At 75.7% G+C, this 18,871-nt stretch carries 18 protein-coding genes; 9 read left to right on the plus strand and 9 right to left on the minus strand.

Features of this window, described 5'->3' with window-relative positions; genetic code table 11:
- Window positions 1-4: 4 nt before the first annotated feature.
- On the plus strand, window positions 5-316 hold the full coding sequence (locus HUT16_RS29000; protein ID WP_176190999.1) for a GNAT family N-acetyltransferase: 312 nt from the start codon (window positions 5-7) through the stop codon (window positions 314-316).
- A gap of 113 nt (window positions 317-429) precedes the next feature.
- Window positions 430-1,242 carry a DUF1028 domain-containing protein gene (locus tag HUT16_RS29005; protein ID WP_176191000.1) on the plus strand — a complete coding sequence of 271 codons (813 nt, stop codon included), beginning with the start codon at window positions 430-432 and terminating at the stop codon, window positions 1,240-1,242.
- 188 nt (window positions 1,243-1,430) lie between these two features.
- Here the strand turns inward: HUT16_RS29005 and HUT16_RS29010 are convergent, their stop codons facing one another.
- On the minus strand, window positions 1,431-2,582 hold the full coding sequence (locus HUT16_RS29010) for a PLP-dependent aspartate aminotransferase family protein (protein ID WP_176191001.1): 1,152 nt from the start codon (window positions 2,580-2,582) through the stop codon (window positions 1,431-1,433).
- 111 nt (window positions 2,583-2,693) lie between these two features.
- Between HUT16_RS29010 and HUT16_RS29015 the strand changes: the two genes are divergently transcribed.
- Window positions 2,694-3,176, plus strand: a complete 483-nt coding sequence (locus HUT16_RS29015) for an Lrp/AsnC family transcriptional regulator (RefSeq protein WP_254898034.1) — start codon at window positions 2,694-2,696, stop codon at window positions 3,174-3,176.
- Between the two features lie 121 nt (window positions 3,177-3,297).
- Here the strand turns inward: HUT16_RS29015 and HUT16_RS29020 are convergent, their stop codons facing one another.
- Window positions 3,298-3,549, minus strand: coding sequence for a hypothetical protein (locus HUT16_RS29020; RefSeq protein WP_176191003.1), 252 nt, complete (start codon window positions 3,547-3,549; stop codon window positions 3,298-3,300).
- Between the two features lie 205 nt (window positions 3,550-3,754).
- Here HUT16_RS29020 and HUT16_RS29025 point away from each other — a divergent pair, with 205 nt between their 5' ends.
- The gene (locus HUT16_RS29025) at window positions 3,755-4,192 is read left to right on the plus strand and encodes an ATP-binding protein (RefSeq protein WP_176191004.1); all 438 of its coding nucleotides are present in this window, start codon (window positions 3,755-3,757) and stop codon (window positions 4,190-4,192) included.
- Window positions 4,193-4,454: 262 nt separating this feature from the next.
- On the opposite strand, the gene HUT16_RS29030 is transcribed toward HUT16_RS29025, so the two are convergent.
- Window positions 4,455-5,618: an alpha-hydroxy-acid oxidizing protein gene (locus tag HUT16_RS29030; RefSeq protein ID WP_176191005.1), complete on the minus strand. Its 1,164-nt coding sequence runs from the start codon at window positions 5,616-5,618 to the stop codon at window positions 4,455-4,457.
- A 163-nt stretch (window positions 5,619-5,781) separates the two neighbouring features.
- Here HUT16_RS29030 and HUT16_RS29035 point away from each other — a divergent pair, with 163 nt between their 5' ends.
- Window positions 5,782-6,708, plus strand: a complete 927-nt coding sequence (locus tag HUT16_RS29035) for an AraC family transcriptional regulator (RefSeq protein ID WP_176192921.1) — start codon at window positions 5,782-5,784, stop codon at window positions 6,706-6,708.
- Between the two features lie 334 nt (window positions 6,709-7,042).
- Window positions 7,043-8,767, plus strand: coding sequence for a serine/threonine protein kinase (locus HUT16_RS39405; RefSeq protein ID WP_303392109.1), 1,725 nt, complete (start codon window positions 7,043-7,045; stop codon window positions 8,765-8,767).
- Window positions 8,768-8,833: 66 nt separating this feature from the next.
- Here HUT16_RS39405 and HUT16_RS29045 read toward each other — a convergent pair whose 3' ends face one another.
- Window positions 8,834-10,039 (minus strand): hypothetical protein, encoded by a 1,206-nt coding sequence (locus HUT16_RS29045; RefSeq protein ID WP_176191007.1) that lies wholly within the window; start codon window positions 10,037-10,039, stop codon window positions 8,834-8,836.
- Window positions 10,040-10,126: 87 nt separating this feature from the next.
- A complete protein-coding gene (locus tag HUT16_RS29050) occupies window positions 10,127-10,654 on the minus strand; it encodes a SigE family RNA polymerase sigma factor (RefSeq protein ID WP_176191008.1) in 528 nt (175 codons plus the stop codon).
- A 118-nt stretch (window positions 10,655-10,772) separates the two neighbouring features.
- On the opposite strand from HUT16_RS29050, the gene HUT16_RS29055 reads away from it, so the two are divergent.
- Window positions 10,773-12,836, plus strand: coding sequence for an MDR family MFS transporter (locus HUT16_RS29055; RefSeq protein WP_176191009.1), 2,064 nt, complete (start codon window positions 10,773-10,775; stop codon window positions 12,834-12,836).
- Between the two features lie 123 nt (window positions 12,837-12,959).
- Window positions 12,960-13,952, plus strand: coding sequence for a YdcF family protein (locus HUT16_RS29060; RefSeq protein ID WP_176191010.1), 993 nt, complete (start codon window positions 12,960-12,962; stop codon window positions 13,950-13,952).
- On the opposite strand, the gene HUT16_RS29065 is transcribed toward HUT16_RS29060, so the two are convergent.
- The 4 genes from HUT16_RS29065 to HUT16_RS29080 all read right to left on the minus strand — a co-directional run bounded on the left by HUT16_RS29065 (window position 13,942) and on the right by HUT16_RS29080 (window position 17,737).
- Complete coding sequence (locus tag HUT16_RS29065; protein ID WP_176191011.1) at window positions 13,942-14,679, minus strand: class I SAM-dependent methyltransferase; 738 nt, start codon at window positions 14,677-14,679, stop codon at window positions 13,942-13,944. The two genes, HUT16_RS29060 and HUT16_RS29065, sit on opposite strands and share 11 nt — an antisense overlap.
- Before the next feature lie 56 nt (window positions 14,680-14,735).
- Window positions 14,736-15,554, minus strand: a complete 819-nt coding sequence (locus tag HUT16_RS29070; RefSeq protein WP_254898035.1) for an AraC family transcriptional regulator — start codon at window positions 15,552-15,554, stop codon at window positions 14,736-14,738.
- Window positions 15,555-15,747: 193 nt separating this feature from the next.
- Window positions 15,748-16,686 carry an ROK family protein gene (locus HUT16_RS29075; RefSeq protein ID WP_176191012.1) on the minus strand — a complete coding sequence of 313 codons (939 nt, stop codon included), beginning with the start codon at window positions 16,684-16,686 and terminating at the stop codon, window positions 15,748-15,750.
- 118 nt (window positions 16,687-16,804) lie between these two features.
- On the minus strand, window positions 16,805-17,737 hold the full coding sequence (locus HUT16_RS29080; protein WP_176191013.1) for a 1-phosphofructokinase family hexose kinase: 933 nt from the start codon (window positions 17,735-17,737) through the stop codon (window positions 16,805-16,807).
- A 276-nt stretch (window positions 17,738-18,013) separates the two neighbouring features.
- Here HUT16_RS29080 and HUT16_RS29085 point away from each other — a divergent pair, with 276 nt between their 5' ends.
- Window positions 18,014-18,862: a DMT family transporter gene (locus HUT16_RS29085; RefSeq protein ID WP_176191014.1), complete on the plus strand. Its 849-nt coding sequence runs from the start codon at window positions 18,014-18,016 to the stop codon at window positions 18,860-18,862.
- Window positions 18,863-18,871 lie beyond the last annotated feature (9 nt).

Below are 18,871 nucleotides of genomic sequence, written 5' to 3' on the forward strand. Positions count from 1 at the left end.
CACCATGGAACCCCAGGTCCACGACAACGCCGAGCAGTCCCGCTTCGAGATCAGCACGGACGCCGGGCCCGCCGGCTTCGCCGAGTACCAACTCCGCGACGAGGGGCGGACGGTGGCCTTCGTGCACACCGTCATCGACCCCGCGTTCGAGGGCCAGGGCCTCGGCGGCAGGCTGGCCCGCGCCGCGCTGGACGCCGTCCGCGCGCGCGGCGCGAGCGTCCTGCCGTACTGCCCGTTCATCCGCGGCTGGATCGCCAAGCACCCGGAGTACGTGGACCTGGTCCCGGAGGAGAAGCGGGCCAAGTTCGACCTCTGAGACCCGCTGCCGGGACCCGCCCCCGGCACCGCTTCCCGGTGGTTCTTGCCAGGGTGTGCCGGGGCGGTTCGAAGCGTGGACGAACCGCCGGGCGGGGGCTATCGTCGCCGGTCGTGACCTTCTCCATCGTGGCCCGCCAGGGCACCGCGCTCGGTGTCGCCGTGGCGAGCAAGTTCCTGTCCGTCGGGGCGCTGGTGCCCGCGGCGGAGGTCGGTGCCGGCGCGTTGGCGACGCAGGCCTGGGCCAACGTCGCCTACCGGCCGCAGGGGTTGGCGATGCTGCGCAGCGGTGTCGCACCGGCCGGGGTGCTGGCCGCGCTGCTGGCGGCGGACGAGGGGCGGGCGCACCGGCAGGTCGGCGTGGTCGGGGCGGACGGCGCCGCGGTGACGTACACCGGCGCGGAGTGCCTGCCCTGGGCGGGCGGGCTGGCCGGGGACGGGTACGCGGTCCAGGGGAACATCCTGACCGGGCCCGAGGTGGTCCGGGAGATGGCGGCCGTCTGGCTGGCCTCCGCCGAACTGCCCTTCGCCGAACGGCTGGTGGCCGCACTGGCGGCGGGCGACGCGGCGGGCGGGGACGCCCGGGGCCGACAGAGCGCCGCGCTGTACGTGCTCGACCCGGGGCGGGGCGTCGGCGGCTGGGGCGACACCGCGTACGACCTGCGGGTGGACGACCACGCGGACCCGGTGGCCGAGCTGCGTCGGCTGCTCACCGTCCACGAGGTGCTGCACGGGGCCTCCGACCCGGCCGCGCTGCTCCCGCTGGAGGGGGCGCTGGCCGAGGAAGTGCGGGGGCTGCTGGGCGGTCTCGGCTACGACTCGCTGGACCGCTGGGCGGGCGTGGAGAACCTGGAGGGCCGCCTCGCCGAGGGCCGGATAGACCCGCTGGTGCTGGAACACCTGCGGACGGCCGCCGCCGGGGCGTGACGGCCCTCCGCGGGTGCGCACCGGGCCCGGGCCGGACGACCGCGGAGCGGGACGCCTCGTCCTGCCCGTCGTCCTCCCCGCCGCCGGTCGGCAGGACGTCGGCGTCGATCCCGGCGTCGGCGGCCGTGCGCGGTGCCGGGCCGGTCCCCGCACCGGCCGCCGGAGCCCGGCGGGAGCGGTGCGGCCGGTCAGCGGGCCAGCGCCCCGGTGAGGTCGGCGACCAGGTCGTCCGGGTCCTCCAGGCCGACGGACAGCCGCAGCAGGGCCGGGGACGGCTTGTGGGCGGCGGCGACCGGGCGGTGGGTGAGCGAGGCGGGGTGTTGGATCAGGGTGTCGACGCCGCCGAGCGACACCGCGTGGGTGATCAACCGGCAGCGCTCGGCGACCGCCGCGGCGTGCGCGAAGCCGCCGGCCGCCTCGAAGGCCAGCGTGCTGCCGCCGCCCAGCAGTTGCGTGCCCAGCAGCGGCGAGCCGGAGCGGCCGGGGTAGTGCACGGCGGCGACCCCGGGGTGCCCGGCCAGCCGGTCGGCGATCAGCGCGGCGGACGCGGACGCGGCCCGCACCCGCAGCGGCAGGGTCTGCAGGCCGCGGTGCAGCAGGTAGCCGGCCAGCGGGTGCAGGACCGCGCCGGTGACCGCCCGGACCCGGCGCAGCCGCTCGGCCCACTCGGCGGTGCAGGCCACCGCCCCGGCCAGCACGTCGCCGTGCCCGCCGATCGACTTGGTCGCCGAGTGCAGCACCAGGGTGGCGCCGAACGCCGCGGGCCGTTGCAGCACCGGGGTGGCGAAGGTGTTGTCGACCAGCAGCGGCACCCGGCCGCAGTGCTCGGCGACGGCGGCCAGGTCCAGCAGGTCCAGGGTGGGGTTGCCGGGGGTCTCGACCAGGACCAGCCCGGTGTCCGGGCGCAGGGCGGCGGCCAGCGTGCCGGGGGCGGCCCAGGTCACCTCGGTGCCGAGCAGCCCGGAGTCCAGCAGGTGGTCGGAGCCGCCGTACAGCGGGCGCAGCGCGACCACGTGCCGGCGGCCGTCCGCGGCGGCGGCCAGCAGGCAGGCGGAGAGCGCGGCCATGCCGGAGGAGAAGGCCACCGCCTCGGCGCAGCCCTCCAGCTCGGCCAGCGCCCGTTCGAAGCGGGCGACCGTGGGGTTCCACAGCCGCTGGTAGACCAGGCCGCCGTCGGCGGGCGGCCGTCCGCCGCCGGCCAGCGCCTGGTAGGCGTCACCGCCGGCGGCGAGGTCCGGCACCGGGTAGGTGGTGGACAGGTCGAGCGGGGGGACGTGCGCACCGAGTCCGGCGAGGTCTTCGCGGCCGGCGTGCACGGCTCGGGTGTCGAGTCGGCTCATGGCGCCCGATGGTGAACGCCCGGACGTCCGGTGGCCAGAGCGGCGGCAGATGATTCGGTCCGGGCGGGGGCGCCCTTGCGGATGTTCGGCGCGGACGGCCAGGCTGGTGGCGTGCCGAACATTCCACGGGCCCGCGCGGCGGGGCTCGACGCCGTCGACCGGGCGATCGTCCGGGTGCTGCTGGCCGACGCCCGGACGCCCAACAACGCGCTGGCGGAACGGGTCGGCATCGCCCCGTCCACCTGCCTGGCCCGGGTGCGGGCGCTGCGCGAGCGCGGGGTGATCGCCGGCTACCACGCGGAGGTGGACCTGCCCTCGGTCGGGCTGCCGCTGCAGGCGATGATCTCGGTGCGGCTGCGGGCCCACACCAGGGAGCAGAACGGCAGTTTCCGGGCCGCCGCGCCCGGACTGCCGGGCGTGCTGGCGGTGTTCCACATGGCGGGCAGCGACGACTACCTGCTGCACGTGGCGGTGGCCGACCCGGAGGCGCTGCGCTGCTTCGTGGTCGACCACCTGACGGCCCATCCGGCGGTCGCGCAGACCCGCACCAACCTGGTCTTCGAGCGCGTCCCGGGCGCGGGGCCGTCGTTCTGACCGGCCGATCGGCTGACGCAGCGTCAACTTGCTTACAACCAGCCGCACTTGGCGGCCTGCGGCCCGGCCTGGAAGCGGGTCCGGGCGTTCAGCTCGCCCATCGGCTGGGCGATCCGGCGGGTCATGGTGCGCTGCGGTGCCGCAGCGCGTCCTGGCCCTCGATCGGTTCGACCATCTCCCAGCCTTCGGCCGGGAGGTGCCCCCTTGCTGGAGACGGACGGCCCGAGGTCGGCGTACGAGAGCGCGCGCCGGGGGAGCCGTCCACCGACTCGGCGAGCCGGGTGGAGGCGGAGCGCGGGGAGGCCGGCACCCGCAGGTGCAGCGCGCTCTCCGGCGGGCCGAGGCCGAGTGGTTCCAACAGGTCGTCGGACATGATCCCCGGGATGTGGCGGCGGTGGCGAGTTGTGGCCACTGTCCAGCATCCGCCGCCGCAGTTCAGGGGGTTCGGCCTTACCGTACTGAGTATCGGTAATCTGTCCGGTTCCTCCGGACGGGGCAGCGCTGCCGAGCTCCGACGCGGCCGGACGACGGCGCCCTCCCGCTCCCACCCGGTCGCCCCCGTTGTGAAGGGACCGACCATGGCTGTCGCGGACCCACCCCAGACCGTGCGCTACCGCCTGAGCCTGGCGACCGTACCCGCGTCCGTGCCCGAGGCGCGTCGCGGCGCGCGGACCGAACTCGCCGCCCGCGGGCTGGACGCGGATCATCCACTGACCGACACGGTGCTGCTGGTGGTCAGCGAACTGGTCACCAACGCGGTCCGCCACGCCGCCCCCCGATCACCCCGCACCACGCTCCAACTCGACTTCTGTGCCGAGGAACTGACGGTTCGTGTGCACGACCGCCACCCGCACTGTCCGCAGCGCCCGCAGGTGCCGCACCAGGACGGCAGCGGCGGCTGGGGCCTGGCCCTGGTGCACGAGGTGGCCGCGCTGGCCGGCGGTCTGGTGGAGACCGTGGCGGACGAGGACGGCGGCGGCAAGACCATGCTGGTGCGGCTCCCGCTGGAGCCCTGAGCGCGGCGGCGCCGGAAACTCCGTTCGGGCGGGCCGCGGGCGCACGGCCGTGCGGGCCCGGGGGAGGTTGGCGCGGGGCCGGCGCCGTTGTCCCGGCGGGCGCCGGTTGGGAAGACGATCGTCGGACGACCCCGCAGCCTCCACTCTGCTGCACGCATCAAGTTATTGCAAGTAACTCGCAATAAGCCGGGCGACGGGCCGGGCGGAAGGCCGGGCAATAGGCCGGGCGACGGGCCGGGCGCGGGCGGAGCGGGTGGGGCGCTCAGCAGCGCCGCAGTGCGCCCGGCGCGCGCAGGCTCTCCAGCGACGGGTAGCCGTCCACCGCCATCAGCAGGTCCGCCTCCGCCAGCAGCGAGCGCAGCACGTGCACCACGCCCGCCTCGCCGCCCAGCGCCAGCCCGTACACGTACGGCCGACCCACGCCGACCGCCGTCGCGCCCAGCGCCAGCGCCTTCACCGCGTCCGCGCCGCTGCGCACGCCCGAGTCGAACAGCACCGGCAGGCCGTCCGCGGCCGCCACCACCTCGGCCAGCGACTCCAGCGCGGGCAGGCCGCCGTTCGCCTGCCGGCCGCCGTGGTTCGAGCAGTAGACCCCGTCCACGCCCGCGTCCTTCGCCCGGCGCACGTCCTCCGGGTGGCACAGGCCCTTCAGTACGATCGGCAGGCCGGTCAGCGACCGCAGCCACGGCAGGTCGTCCCAGGTCAGCGGGTTGCCGAAGACCTGCACCCAGTCCATCACCGCGCCGCGCGGGTCCCCGTCCGGGTCCTGCAGCCGGGCCCGGAACACCGGGTCGGAGGTGTAGTTCGCCAGGCAGTGCCCGCGCAGCTGCGGGAAGCTGCCGCTGCCCAGGTCGCGCGGCCGCCAGCCGGTCACCCAGGTGTCCAGGGTGACCACCAGCGCCTTGAACCCGGCCGCCTCCGCCCGGTGCACCAGCGACTCGGCCAGCGCCCGGTCGGTCGGCGTGTACAGCTGGAAGAAGCCCGGCGTGCCGCCCAGCTCCGCCGCCACCGCCTCCATCGGGTCCGCCGACAGGGTGGACGCCACCATCGGCACCCCCGTGCGGGCCGCCGCCCGGGCCGTCGCCACGTCCCCGTGCCCGTCCGGCGCGCACGGCCCCAGCACCCCCACCGGGGCCAGGAACAGCGGCGAGGCCAGCTCCAGCCCGAACAGGTCCACCCGCAGGTCCCGCTCCTTCGCGCCCACCAGCATCCGCGGCACCAGCCCCCACCGCTCGAACGCCGCCGCGTTCGCCCGCTGGGTGTGCTCGTCGCCCGCCCCGCCCGCCACGTACGACCACAGCTCCGGCGCCAGCGCGTGCCGGGCCCGCTCGGCCAGGCCCGCGTACGTCATCGGGTACTTCGGGGCGACGCCGAACAGCGCCTCGAAGTAGATCTCGTTCTGGTAGTCGCCGAACTGGGGGGCCATCCGCGCTCCTCGGGGGTGGTCGGGGTCGGGGTGAGGGTGGGGCCACGCTCCACCGGTTACCCGGCGGTAGTCAAGGGCGGGCCGACCGCACCGACCCGGGCCGGACCGCAGCCCTCCCGGTGGAAGATCAACCGGAGGTAGCCTGGCAGCGGATGTGGTGACCATGCGAGCGAACGAACTCCAGGCGTCCGGGACGGTGATCCCCGAGGTCCCGTTCACCGCGCCCCCCGGCGGACCGGCCGGCGTCGAAGTCATGACGCTCGCCGAACTCCGCCACCGCCGCGCCACCGCCGCCCCCGCGGACGACTTCCACCGGCCGCAACGGCCCGCCTTCCACCACCTGCTCACCCTCGACCGCGGCAGCCTGCGCCACACCGTCGACTTCACCGCGCACACCGTCGAACCCGGCAGCTGGCTGTGGGTCCGGCCCGGACAGGTCCAGCAGTGGGGCGAACTCGGCGACGCCGACGGCACCCTGGTGCTGTTCGAGCCGGGCTTCCCCGACCCCGCGACGGTCGCCGCCGCCAGGCTCGACGACCCCTTCGCCGCCGCCGTCCTGCACGCCGACGGACCGGACCGCGAAGCGCTGCGGCACGCGGTGCGGCACCTCCACCGCGAGTACGCCTCCGGCGCGGACCTGCCCGCCGAGATCCACCACGCGCTGCTGCGCCACCTGCTCGCCGCGCTGCTGCTGCGCCTCGCCAACCCGGCGGTGCCGTGCGGCAGCGCCGCGACCGAACCGGGCGAGACCTACCGGCGCTTCCGGCAGGCCGTCGAGCACCACTTCACCCACACCCGGCGGGTCGAGGACTACGCGAAGTACCTCGGCTACTCCCCGCGCACCCTCTCCCGGGCCACCCTCGCCGCGGCGGGCGTCGGGGCCAAGGAGTTCATCGACCGCCGCGTCGTCCTGGAGGCCAAGCGCCTGCTCGCCCACAGCGAGAGCTCCGCCGCCAGGATCGCCGACCACCTGGGCTTCGCCGACGCCGCGAACTTCGCCAAGTTCTTCCACCAGCGCACCGGCACCACCCCGATCGCCTTCCGCACGGCGGTGCGCGGCACGGGCGGGGGGACGCCTCCGGCGGGGTGAGGGCGGTGAGGGCGGGGACGCCTCCGGCGGGGTGGGGAGGGCGAGGGGAAGGGCGGCGGTGCGCGGCGCGGGCGGGGGGACGCCTCCGGCGGGGTGAGGGCGGGGCGGGGCCGTGGGGTTGGTGGGGCGGGGGGGGTCGGTCCTGTCGTGGAAGAGTAACCGTCAGGTTCCGATCTGGTCCGGAAAGGGGGGACTCGTGCCGTTCGGCGCCGGGGAAGCCCTAGGGTGCCTCGTGAAGATCCCGTGAGCGGGGTCGGGGTATTTCCTGCTGGTTCGGCAAGCAGTCTAGGAGCGCGGAACGTTGGAGACTCTCGGCGATGGCGATCCGCATGCCGTGGGGCCGTACCGGCTGCTCGGGCGGCTGGGGGCCGGCGGGATGGGGGAGGTGTTCCTCGGACGGACGGCCGGCGGGCGGACGGTGGCGGTGAAGACGGTCCGCCAGGAGTTCGCCGCGGACCGGGAGTTCCGGCAGCGGTTCCGGCAGGAGGTGGCCGCGGCGCAGCGGGTCGGCGGCCGGTGGACCGCGCCGGTGCTGGACGCCGACACCGAGGGGCCGCAGCCGTGGGTGGCCACCGGGTACGTCGCGGGGCCCTCGCTGACGGACGCGGTGCAGCGGTTCGGTGCGCTGCCGCCGGACACGGTGCGGGCGCTGGGCACCGGCCTGGCCGACGCGCTGGAGGCCGTGCACGCGCTGGGGCTGGTCCACCGGGACGTCAAGCCGTCGAACGTGCTGCTGGCGCTGGACGGCCCGCGGCTGATCGACTTCGGCATCGCCCGGGCGCTGGACGCGACGTCCGCGCTGACCAGGTCCGGGTACGTGGTCGGCTCGCCGGGGTTCATGTCGCCGGAGCAGGCCAAGGGACGCCCCTCCGGTCCGGCCGGCGACGTGTTCGGGCTCGGTGCGGTGCTGGTCTTCGCGGCCACCGGGCGGGCCCCGTTCGGCGAGCAGGACAGCGCGGCCGGGCTGCTCTACCGGATCGTCCACGAGGAGCCGGAACTCGGCGACCTGGACGGCGAGTTGCTCGCGCTGGTGCGGGACTGCCTGGACAAGGAGCCGGAGCGCCGGCCGACCCCGGCCGCCCTCCGGGAGCGGCTGGCGCGCAGCGCCTCGGGGACGACCAGGCTCGGCGAGCGGGGCTGGCTGCCCGCCGCGGTCTCCGAGGAGGTGGCGCGGATGGCCGTCGCGCTGCTGGACCTGGAGTCCCGGCCCGACCCCGTCCGGCCGCCCGCGCCCACCGTGCTGGAGGCCCCGCCGCAGCTTCCGCCGACCGCCCCGACGGCGGCCGGGCCGATGCCCCCGACCGCCCCGTACCAGGCGCACCCGTCGTTCGGGCCGCCCGCGAACCCGTACGTGTCCCAGACCCCGCCGGGGGCGTACCCGGCGCCGAACCCGTACGTCTCCCACACGCCGCCGGGCGCCTACCCGTACCAGACCGTCGTCGTGCAGCCGCCGGCCAAGCGGCGGGCGGCGCCGCTGATCGCCACCGGGCTCGTCGCGGCGGCGCTGGCGGGGCTGGGCGTGTGGGCCGCGACGGGCGGGCCGGGCGGCGGCGACAAGGCGTCGGGCAGCCCGTCCGGCAGTCCGGCGGTGGTGGCCGGCAAGGACGGCGGGAAGTCGCCGGAGCCGGACACCTCGGTCACCCCGGCCGGGCGCAAGAGCGACCCGCCGCCCTCACCTTCACCTTCGCCTTCGCCCTCGCCCTCGGCCGACGACGGGGACGCCGTCGCGGACGCCTTCCTGGGCACCTTCGAGGGGGCGGCCGCCTCCTCGAACGGGCTGCGGCTGGTCATGCGGTTCACCATCCACCAGGGCGCGGTCGGCGACCCGGTCGCCTACGTGGAGACCGACGGCGGCCTCGGCACCGGCCAGGTGCTGTGCACCAACGAGGAGTCCCTGGTCTCCGCCACCAAGTCCCGGCTGGTCGCCCGCACCGTGAACGGCACCGTCAGCGTGGGCTGCGACCCGATCGGCGGGGACGCGGTCCTCACCCCGAACAAGGACGGCTCCCTGCACTTCGTCCAGCAGGGCTTCTCCGGCGACATGGCGCGCAACGACTGACCCGCGGGCCGGTGCTCCGGCGGCGGGGGCCGCTGCCGGGCGCCGGGGTCACCGGGGTCGCCGGGGTCAGAGCGTGCTCCAGACCGGGGAGGCGACCAGGGCGGACAGCTGGTCGGGGGTCAGCACGGGGTCGCCGGGCCGCTCGCCGTCACGTCCGGTGCCGGAGTTCCAGATCCGGACGCTCACCTCGGTGCCGTCGGGGAGCAGCGCGTCGGCGACGTAGCCGCCGTTGGCGGCGTGCTGGACGCCGCCGAGGGTGGTGGTGGCGCTGACCAGGGTGCCGTCCGGGCGGCGGTCGGTGCTGCGGTGCATGGCGGAGAAGGTGCGCTGCGGGTCGGCCGGGTAGCTGGTGCGCCAGCCGGGGGTGACGCTGAGCAGCAGGGCGCTGGTGCGGCCGTTCGCGGTGACGTCGACCCGGATCCGGCCGGGCAGGTCGGTCGCGGTGCGGCCGGTGTCGAGGTGGACGTCCTTCAGCAGCGGGGTCAGGGCGGCGAGCATCCGGTCGCCGGCCGGGGCGGGCCGGGCCGGAGGCCGGGAGGGGGCGGGGCCCAGCGGGCCGAACACCCACTGCCACTGCGCGGCGGTCGCGATCTCGGTCAACTCGTTCTGGTCCAGCGGGAGTTCCTGGACGGTCCGGTCGGCGGCGACCTCCTGGACCCGTACCTGGCGGCCGTTGGCCAGGGTGTACACCACGCTCAGGCTGTGCTCGTCGGTGCCGGGGCCGCCGTAGCCGGTGGTCAGCAGGCGCGAGCCGTCGGGGCGGGTGGCGGGGTCGCAGGTGGCGCTGCCGGGGACGATCGGTTCGTAGCACAGCAGCCGCTGGGCGTCGGTGGTGACGGGGGAGGCCACCAGGTCGATCGCCAGCAGGAGTTGGACCCGGCCGCCGCGGCCGTCGTCGTAGCCGAGGTACGCCTGCGGGACCACCCCGGGCCGGTTCGGATCGGGGGCCAGGCCCTGCCCGTCGCTGACGGTGCCCCCCGACGGCAGCAGCGCGGTCAGGGTGCCCAGCATGAACGCGTCGTCGACCCGGGGCGGCGTCGGGGCGGCGGCCTGGGCAGACGGCTTCGCGCGGTCGGGCAGCAGGCTGGGGACGGCCCCGGCGGCGGCGACCAGGACCACCGCCGAGGCGACGCCGATCCGGCGGCGCAGCACGCGGCGGCGGCCGCGCCGCTCGGCGCGCAGCGCGAACTCCCGGGCGGGCACGGCGGGCGCCAGTTCGGCGCCGGCCCGCAGGACGCGGGCGAAGTCTTCTTCTTCGGAAGGCGAGGGCATGGCGGGCTCCGTGGCGTGCGGTGAGGGAGGTGCGGGGCGGGTCCGGGGGCGGGGCGCGGCTTCAGGGGCGCGGTTTCAGGGGCGGGTTCAGGAGCGGGCGAGGTCGTCGAACTGGTCGCCCAGGCGGGTGCGCAGCCGGGCCAGGGCCCGGGAGGCGCGCGACCGGACGGCGCTGGAGGTCAGCCGCAGCGCGTGGGCGGTCTCCTCGACGTCGAGGTCCTCCCAGTACCGCAGGACGAGCACGGCCCGGTCCTGCTGCGGGAGTTCGGCGAGCGCGCCGAGCAGGGCGATCCGCAGCGCGGGATCGTCCCGGGGCGCGGCGGTCTCGGCGAAGGTGTCGGTGACGTGCTCGCTGCTGCTGCGCCGGCGCCGGTGGCTGAGGAAGGTGTTGACCAGGACGGTGCGGGCGTACCCGGCCGGGTTCTCCATCCGGGAGATCCGGCGCCAGCTCCCGTACAGCTTGCCGAGCGCCTCCTGGGCGAGGTCCTCGGCGAGGTGGGCGTCACCGCCGGTCAGCAGGTACGCGGTGCGCACCAGATGGCGGGACCGGGCGGCCGCGAAGTCCCGGAACTCCAGGGGGCCGCCTTCGGCTCCGGTGGTCGTCGAGCTGTCCATGCCCCTCTAACGCGGCGGGCCCGTCCGCTTGTCGCACCATCGGCTGATCGTGCGTCGGCGTGTCGTCCGGCCGGGGTGTCGGGACGGGCAAAGCGGGACGAAATGTGACGATGCCGGGGTGACCACCACCAGCGAAGTCAGCCAGGCGGCCCCGCCCGTCCTCGACCGTCGGCAGCGGAACGTCGTGTTCGGCACCATCATGCTGGGCATGCTGCTGGCCGCCCTCGACCAGACCATCGTCGGCACCGCGCTGCCCACCATCGTGGCGGACCTCGGCGGGGCCTCCCACATGTCCTGGGTGGTGACCTCCTACCTGCTGGCGGAGACCGTCACCACCGCCCTGGTCGGCAAGATGGGCGACCTGTTCGGCCGCAAGGTGGTCTTCCAGGTCTCGGCGATCGTCTTCATCGTCGGCTCGTTCCTGTGCGGCCTGTCCACCAACATGCTGCTGCTGATCATCTGGCGCGCCGTCCAGGGCGTCGGCGCCGGCGGCCTGATGGTCACCTCGATGGCGCTGATCGCCGACGTCATCCCGCTGCGCGAACGCGGCAAGTACCAGGGCGCGATCGGCGCGGTCTTCGGCGTGGCCACCGTGGTCGGCCCGCTGCTCGGCGGCCTGTTCACCGACCACCTGTCCTGGCGCTGGGCGTTCTACGTGAACGTGCCGATCGCGGTCGTGGTGGTCATCGCCGCCGCCCGGAACATCCCGGTGGTCAAGTCCGGCGTCCGCCCGGTCATCGACTACCTGGGCATCACCCTGGTGGCGATCGGCGCCAGCGCCCTCATCCTGGCCACCAGTTGGGGCGGCAACGAGTACGCCTGGGGCTCGGCCGTGATCATCGGCCTGTTCGCGGCCGGCGTCGTCGCGCTCGCGCTGTTCTGCTGGGCCGAGACCCGGGCCGCCCAACCCACCCTGCCGATGCGGCTGTTCCGCAACCAGGTGTTCACCGTCTGCTCGATCCTCAGCTTCATCGTCGGCTTCGCCATGCTCGGCGCGCTCACCTTCCTGCCGACCTTCCTGCAGTACGTCGACGGCGACTCGGCGACCGTCTCCGGCGTGCGCACCCTGCCGATGGTGCTCGGCCTGCTGATCGCCTCGATCTTCTCCGGCAACGTGGTCTCCAAGACCGGCAAGTACCGGTTCTTCCCGATCATCGGCTCGGTGGTGATGGGCGTCGGCCTGTACCTGCTCTCGCTGCTGGACGTCGGCACCAGCGCCTGGCTGGCCAGCGTCTACATGTTCGTGCTCGGCACCGGCATCGGCCTGTCCATGCAGGTGCTCACCATCGCCGTGCAGAACACCGTCGACTACGCCGACCTGGGCACCGCCACCTCCGGCGTCACCTTCTTCCGCACCCTCGGCTCCTCGTTCGGCACCGCCGTCTTCGGCACCATCTACACCAACTCGCTGAAGACCAACCTGGCCGCGGGCGTCGCCGAGGCCGCCCGGGCCACCGGCGCCGACCCGCAGCAGCTCGCCGCCGCCGCGCAGAGCCCGCACGGCGTCCACGGCCTGCCCCCCGAGCAGGCCGCGCCGGTCATCCAGGCGTACGCCGACTCGCTGCACACCGTCTTCCTGTGGACCGTCCCGGTCGCCGTGGTCGGCTTCGTGGTCGCGCTCTTCCTCAAGCAGGTCAAGCTCCGCGACTCCGCCCGGGCCAGCTCCGCCGACATGGGCGAGGGCTTCGCCCAGCCCTCCTCCGGCGACTCCTCCCGGGTCCTGGAACTCTCGGTGGCCAAACTCCTCGGTACCGCCGGGCTCGACACCGCCCGGCAGGTCCTCGACTCCTCCGGCACCCGGCTCGACGTGGCCGGCGGCTGGGCCGTCATGCAGGTCGAACTCTTCACCCGCACCGTCGGCCACGCCAGCCTCAACCTGATCGCCGCCCGCCGCCGCATCCCCCCGGAGGTCCTCCAGCCGGTGTTCGACCGGATGGTCGTCGAGGGCTTCCTGGAGGCCAGCAACGGCTTCTACCAGCACACCGAGGCCGGACGGCGGGAGGCCGCGACCATCACCCGGGCCTGGGCGGACTGGCTCAACCACCGCCTGGAGGAGGACCGCGGCCGCCCGCGCAGCGCCGAACTGCGCGCCGCCGCCGACGCCATCGCCAAGCGCATGATCGCCGAGGACCTCGCCGAAGGGCTGCCGGAGAAGGGCGGCGCGCTCTCCGGCCGCCGCTGACACGGCTGACGCCGCTGACACGGCTGACGCCGCTGACGCCGCGTCACTGCTCCGCCTCGGTCCGCCCCGCCCCGTTTCGCGGAGATCCACTGCGGGGCGGGGCCGTCTCCTAGGCTTCTCCCCATGCTCCTGTACGCCCTCGCGCTCGTCACCCTGCTGCTGTTCGTCATCGGCATGCTGCGCGACCGGCGTCGCTTCGGCAACGCCGTCTGCCTCGGGCTCTCCGTCGCCCTGTTCGCCCTGGCCCTGCTCGGCACCCTGCACCGGGCCGACTCGGTCGCCGCCGAGACCGTCCTGATCATCGTGGTGCTCACCCCCGCACTGGGCAGCCTGGTCCTCGCCGGACTGCTCATCGCCAACGGCCTCAAGACGGTCCGCAAGGAGGGCCGCAGCCTCGGCAGCCTGCTCGCCCTGCTGTGCGGCCTCGGCATCCTGGCCGTCTTCGCCCTGCTGCTGGCCGCGACCCGGGCCGACTCCGAGGCGCTGGTGGTCGTCGCCCGCACCGTCTTCGTGGTCGCCTGCTACCTGTCCTTCCTCTTCGCCTGCTTCGTCGGCTACGCCTACCTGTACGGCCGCCTGACCCCGCGCGAGGACGTCGACTACGTGGTCGTCCTCGGCACCGGCCTGCTCGACGGCAGCCGCGTCCCGCCGCTGCTCGCCAGCCGCCTGGAGCGCGGCCGCCGCCTGTACGACCGGCAGGTCGACCGGGGCCGCTCCCCGCTGCTGGTCACCTCCGGCGGCAAGGGCTCCGACGAACAGCTCCCCGAGTCCCACGCGATGGCCGACTACCTGGTCGAACGCGGCTTCCCCGCCGACCGGATCGTCCGCGAGGACCGCTCCCGCACCACCGAGGAGAACCTCCGCTTCAGCCACGCGATCATGGAGGCCGCCGACCCCGACTACCGCTGCGTCGTCGTCACCAACAACTTCCACGCCTTCCGGGCCGCCGTCTTCGCCCGCCGCGAGGGCGTCCACGGCCACGTCGTCGGCTCGCCCACCGCCGCGTACTTCTGGCCCAGCGCGACCATCCGCGAGTTCGTCGCCGTGCTCGTGATCTACCGGTGGGCCAACCTCGCGGTGGGCACCCTGCTGGTGCTGGAGTCGCTCAGCTTCTGAGCGCCCCTCGACCCTCCTCGACCAGTTCCAGCATCGACACCGGCAGCCACGGTCCGCCGTACCAGTACGCCGGGCCGAGGTCGCGGACGGTGCCCGCGCCCAGGTGGGCGGCGTAGCGGCGGACCATCGGCGCGATGTCGGCGAGCAGCAGCCGCCCGCCCGGGCGCAGCACGCGCCGCGCCTCGTCCACGGCGCGCAGCCGGGCCGCCACGGTGGGGATGTTGTGGATCACCAGGGCGGAGGTGACCAGGTCGAAATCCGCGTCGGGGAAGGGCAGTTCGGTGATGTCGGCGGTGTGCACCTCGATCCGGTCCCGGACGCCGGCCGCGGTGGCGTTGGCCCAGGTCGCGTCCGGGGTGTTGCCGCTCTGGTCCTTCGACGCCCACAGGTCCACCCCCACCGCCCGGCCGCGCGGCAGCCGCCGCGCCGTACCGACCAGCACCATGCCCCGGCCGCACCCCAGGTCCAGCGCCCGTTCGTCGCCGCGCAGCCCCAGCGCGTCCAACTCCCGCTCCCACACCCGGAACTTGCCGTGCAGCGTGGTGTGCAGGTACACCCCCGCCTGCGCCAGCAGCCCGGCCCCCAGCCCGGCCACCGCCGCCCGGCCGCGGAACGGGCGGGCGGCGGCCGCGAGCGTGCAGGCCGCGCCGAGGGCGGAGGTCGAGGCGACGAAACCGGGCGCGTCGACGCCGTAGCGGGACAGGGAGGTGAACAGGTTCTCGGTCATGCCCGCAGTCTCACGGCGGGGGAGCGGGCCGGTCTTGGACGAATGTTCCCGGGGCTTCAGCCGCGCAGGTAGCCCGGGGCGGACCAGGCCACCTCGTCCACCGACAGCCACGGCGCGCGGGCCACCGCGGACGGCGTCACCCGGGCGAAATCGGCGACCTCCCGGTGCAGGTGGGACTGGTCCGCGTAGCCGGCCTCCGCCGCGACCGCGGCCGGCGGCCGACCCGCCGCCAGCCGGTGCGCCGCGTGGTCGAACCGCACCAGCCGGGCCGCCTGCTTCGGCGCCGTCCCCACCTGGGCCCGGAACCGGGACCACAGCCGCTTTCGGCTCCACCCCACCTCCGCCGCCAGCGCGTCCACCCGCGCCGTGCCGTGCGAGCGCGCCAACTCGCCCCAGACGTAGGCCACTTCCGGATCCATCCGGCGGCCCTCCGCCTGCCGCACCGCCAACTCCCCGGCCACCAGGGCGAACCGGCGCTCCCAGGACGGCTCCGCCCGCAGCCGCTCCTCCAGCCGGACGGCCTCCCGGCCCCACACCTCGTCCCAGCCGACCAGCGGGCCGCCCGCCGCCGCGAACCCCTCCAGCACCGTGTGCGCCACCACCGGCGACAACCGCACCTGTAGGCACCGCACGTCCCGCCCGCTGCCGCGCAGCCCCTCCGTCCCCAGCCCGACCACCGCGCTGCCCCGCACCGGCCGCCGGCCGTCCGCGACGGTCAGCGGCCGCTCGCCCAGGTCGATCGCCAGGGTCACCGCCGGGAACGGCACCACCCCCAGGTCCGCCGCCCCCCGCGCCCGGAAACCCGCCATCGCCACCCCGGGCAGCCGTAAGCCCCGCGACGGGGTCGCGATCTCCCACAACGCTGATGGCTGCACGGTTCCAGCGTAGGCAGACGCAAGGGGGACGGACCAGGGGCCCGGGGAGCGGCGGGCTCGTGCTGCTGACGGCCGGAGCCCGTCGGAACGTTCGTGCTGCTGTGTGCAGTGAACAGAACCAGAAGCCGATGACCGCCACGGCAGTGAACCCGCAGCAGCCTGGGCCCCGCCGTTCCCCGGGCCCCTGAACGCGCTAATGCCGCAGGGCGGCCGCGGCCGCGCCGATCAGGCCGGCGTCGGGGCCGAAGCGGGCGGGGTGGAGGTGGATGCCGCGGGTGAAGGGGAGGCCCGCGTAGTGGGTGAGGTGGCGGGCCAGCGGGTCGAAGAGCAGGGGGCCGGACTGGGCGACGCCGCCGCCGATGACGACCGCCTGGAGTTCGACCAGGGCGGCGGTGCCCGCGATCGCGGCGGCCAGGGCCCGGGCGGCCAGGTCGAACGCGGCGAGGGCGGCGCCGTCGCCGGTGCGGGCGGAGTCGGCGACGGCCCGGGCGGTGAGCGGGCTGCCCTCGGCGGGGCGCCAGCCGGCCGCGCGGGCGTGCCGGACGATCGCGGGGCCGCTGGCCAGCCCCTCCAGGCAGCCGCGGCCGCCGCACGGGCAGGGCTCGCCGTCCCACTGGACGCTGACGTGGCCGATGTGCCCGGCGTTGCCGCTCGGGCCGGGGTGCACCCGGCCGCCCAGGACCAGGCCGCCGCCGACCCCGGTGGAGACCACCATGCACAGCGCGTCCCGGTACCGGGCGGCGGCGCCCAGCCAGTGTTCGGCCTCGGCGAGCGCCACCCCGTCACCGAGCAGGCGCACCGGCAGCGCGGTGCGCCCGGCGATCCGCCGCACCAGCGGGAAGCCGCGCCAGGACGGGATGTTGACCGGGGAGACGGTGCCCGCCGCGGTGTCGACCGGCCCCGCGCTGCCCACGCCGACCGCCGCGACGCCCGGCCAGGCCGGGTGCCCCGCGAGCTCCTCCAGCACCCGGGCGACGCCCGCGAACACCGCCTCGGCGTCCCCGTCCGCGGCCGTCGGACACTCCGCCCGGGCCAGCAGCTCGCCGGAGCCGGTGACGAGCGCACCGGCGGTCTTCGTCCCGCCGAGATCGACGGCGGCCGCCAACGGCGACGGGAACGGGTCGGCGGCCACGGCGCACACCTCCTGACATGTCCGACTCGGTGCGACTTGTCGGACTGGCCAGGCTACCGGAAACCGCAGGTCGACGGCCCCGCGAGGGCCGGGACGGCGGCCCGGGCGCGCGGTCGGCTCAGAGGGCCGCCGAGGCGACGCCGCCGAGGCGGGTGGCGGTGAGGGTGGCGCGCAGGTGGCGGTAGGAGGCGGCGTCGAAGTGGCCGGCCCGGGGGTGTAGGACGGTGGCGGCGGAGAGGGCGACCGCGTCGGGGAGGACGGCGGGCCAGCCCGCGTTGCCGGAGAGGCCGGCGGCGAGGGCGGCGACCACGGAGTCGCCCGCGCCGGTGGGGTTGCCGGTGACGGCGGCGGGCGGGGTGCAGCGCCAGGCGCCCTGGCGGTCGACGGCGAGCAGGCCGTCCGGGCCGAGCGAGGCGAGCACCGATTCGGCACCGCGGCGGATCAGCACCCGGGCGGCGTCCCGGGGGTCGGGCAGGCCGGTGGCGGCGGTGAGTTCGGCGCCGTTCGGCTTGATCACGGTGGGGCGGGCCGGGAGCGCGGCGAGCAGCGCCGGGCCGTCCGCATCGAGCACCACGGGAATGTCGAACTGCCGTCCCAGGGCGACGAGTTGGCCGTAGCCGTCGGCGGGCGCGCCGGGCGGCAGGCTGCCGGAGAGGACCAGGACGGCGGCCTGCGGCAGGTGCCGGGCGGTCTCGCCGAGCAGGGCGTCCCACTCGGCGGCGGTCAGCACCGGGCCGGGTTCGTTGAGCACGGTGGCGTCCGTGCCGTCCGCGACGGTGACGGTGCGCCGGGTGTCGCCGCCGATCGGCACCTCGGCGTGGTCGAGCCCGGCGGCGGCCAGGTCGGCCCGGACGGCGTCCCCGGTGGGCCCGCCGAGCGGCAGCACGCAGCGGACGGCCCGCCCCAGCGCGGCGAGCACCCGGGCCACGTTGACGCCCTTGCCGCCCGCCTGGGCGGCCACCTCGGAGACCCGGTGGCTGGCGTGCGGACGGAAGTCGGGGACGGTGTAGGTGACGTCCAGCGCCGGATTCGGCGTGACGGTGAGGATCACGGCGGACGCCCCCCAGGGTGTTCGGTGCTGCTCGCCGGAGCGAGCGAATGACTGAATCTGCGCGATCATATCGGTTTTCGCGCAGCTTCGAGCATCGTTGGGGGATTTGTGACCGCCCGGAGCGGAAGGGGTGCCCGTCGGCCGCCCCGGCGCCGGTCGTCCGAACGCCGGTCGACGGGTCGGCGAACGTTCGGGGGCGGTGGCCGACCCGGTCGCACGGGACGCTAAGTTGGCTGTACATCTTTCCGGGATCGCTCCGGCTGGAGGGGGAGGCACGTGAGTCAGGGCGCCGTTCCGGTGGTGGTGCTGGCCGCCGCGCTGCTGCACGCGGTGTGGAACGCGCTGGTGCACGGGGTGCGCGACCGGATGGCCGGGACGGCGCAGATGAACCTGGTGTTCGCGGCCTTCGGCGCGGCGCTCGCGCTGTTCGTCCCGCCGCCGGGAGCGGCCGCCCTGCCGTACCTGCTGGCCTCCGCCGCGCTCCAGACCGGCTACCAGCTGCTGCTGGTCCGGGCCTACGGGCTCGGCGACTTCGGGCAGATGTACCCGATCGCCCGCGGCACCTCCCCGGCGGTGGTCGCGCTGCTCGCCGCCACCGTCCTGCACCGCCCGCTGCCCGCCGGGCAGCTCGCCGCCGTCGCCGTCATCTCGCTCGGCCTGGCCGGGCTCGCGCTGGTCGGCGGCCTCCCCGGGCGGGCCCGGCTCCCGGCCGTCGCCGCCGCGCTGGGCAACGGCGTGCTGATCGCCGGGTACACCGTGGTGGACGCGGGCGGCGTCCGCGCCGCGCACTCCACCGCCGGGTACATCGCCTGGATGTTCCTCCTCCAGGGCCTGGCCGTGCTCGCCGCGGTGGCCGCCGTCCGCCGCCGCGCCCTGCGGCCCGCCCTGCGCGAGGGCCGCGCCGTCGGGCTCGCGGGCGGCCTGATGTCGCTCACCGCGTACGGGCTGGTGGTCTGGGCGCAGACCGTCGGCGACCTGCCGACCATCGCCGCGCTGCGCGAGACCTCCATCGTGATCGCCGCCCTGATCGGCACCCTGGTGCTGCGCGAACGGCTCGGCACCCTGCGGCTGGCCGCCAGCGCCACCGTGCTGACCGGCATCGCGCTGCTGGAGTTCGCGCACTGAACCGGAGCC

The organism is Kitasatospora sp. NA04385 (assembly GCF_013364235.1).
GTDB lineage: Bacteria > Actinomycetota > Actinomycetes > Streptomycetales > Streptomycetaceae > Kitasatospora.

Coding starts and splice junctions, on each gene's coding strand:
- HUT16_RS29000 (WP_176190999.1), top strand. CDS start 5: ATGGAACCCCAGGTCCACGACAACGCCGAGCAGTCCCGCTTCGAGATC.
- HUT16_RS29010 (WP_176191001.1), bottom strand. CDS start 2,582: ATGAGCCGACTCGACACCCGAGCCGTGCACGCCGGCCGCGAAGACCTC.
- HUT16_RS29020 (WP_176191003.1), bottom strand. CDS start 3,549: ATGTCCGACGACCTGTTGGAACCACTCGGCCTCGGCCCGCCGGAGAGC.
- HUT16_RS29025 (WP_176191004.1), top strand. CDS start 3,755: ATGGCTGTCGCGGACCCACCCCAGACCGTGCGCTACCGCCTGAGCCTG.
- HUT16_RS29030 (WP_176191005.1), bottom strand. CDS start 5,618: ATGGCCCCCCAGTTCGGCGACTACCAGAACGAGATCTACTTCGAGGCG.
- HUT16_RS29035 (WP_176192921.1), top strand. CDS start 5,782: ATGCGAGCGAACGAACTCCAGGCGTCCGGGACGGTGATCCCCGAGGTC.
- HUT16_RS29045 (WP_176191007.1), bottom strand. CDS start 10,039: ATGCCCTCGCCTTCCGAAGAAGAAGACTTCGCCCGCGTCCTGCGGGCC.
- HUT16_RS29050 (WP_176191008.1), bottom strand. CDS start 10,654: ATGGACAGCTCGACGACCACCGGAGCCGAAGGCGGCCCCCTGGAGTTC.
- HUT16_RS29060 (WP_176191010.1), top strand. CDS start 12,960: ATGCTCCTGTACGCCCTCGCGCTCGTCACCCTGCTGCTGTTCGTCATC.
- HUT16_RS29065 (WP_176191011.1), bottom strand. CDS start 14,679: ATGACCGAGAACCTGTTCACCTCCCTGTCCCGCTACGGCGTCGACGCG.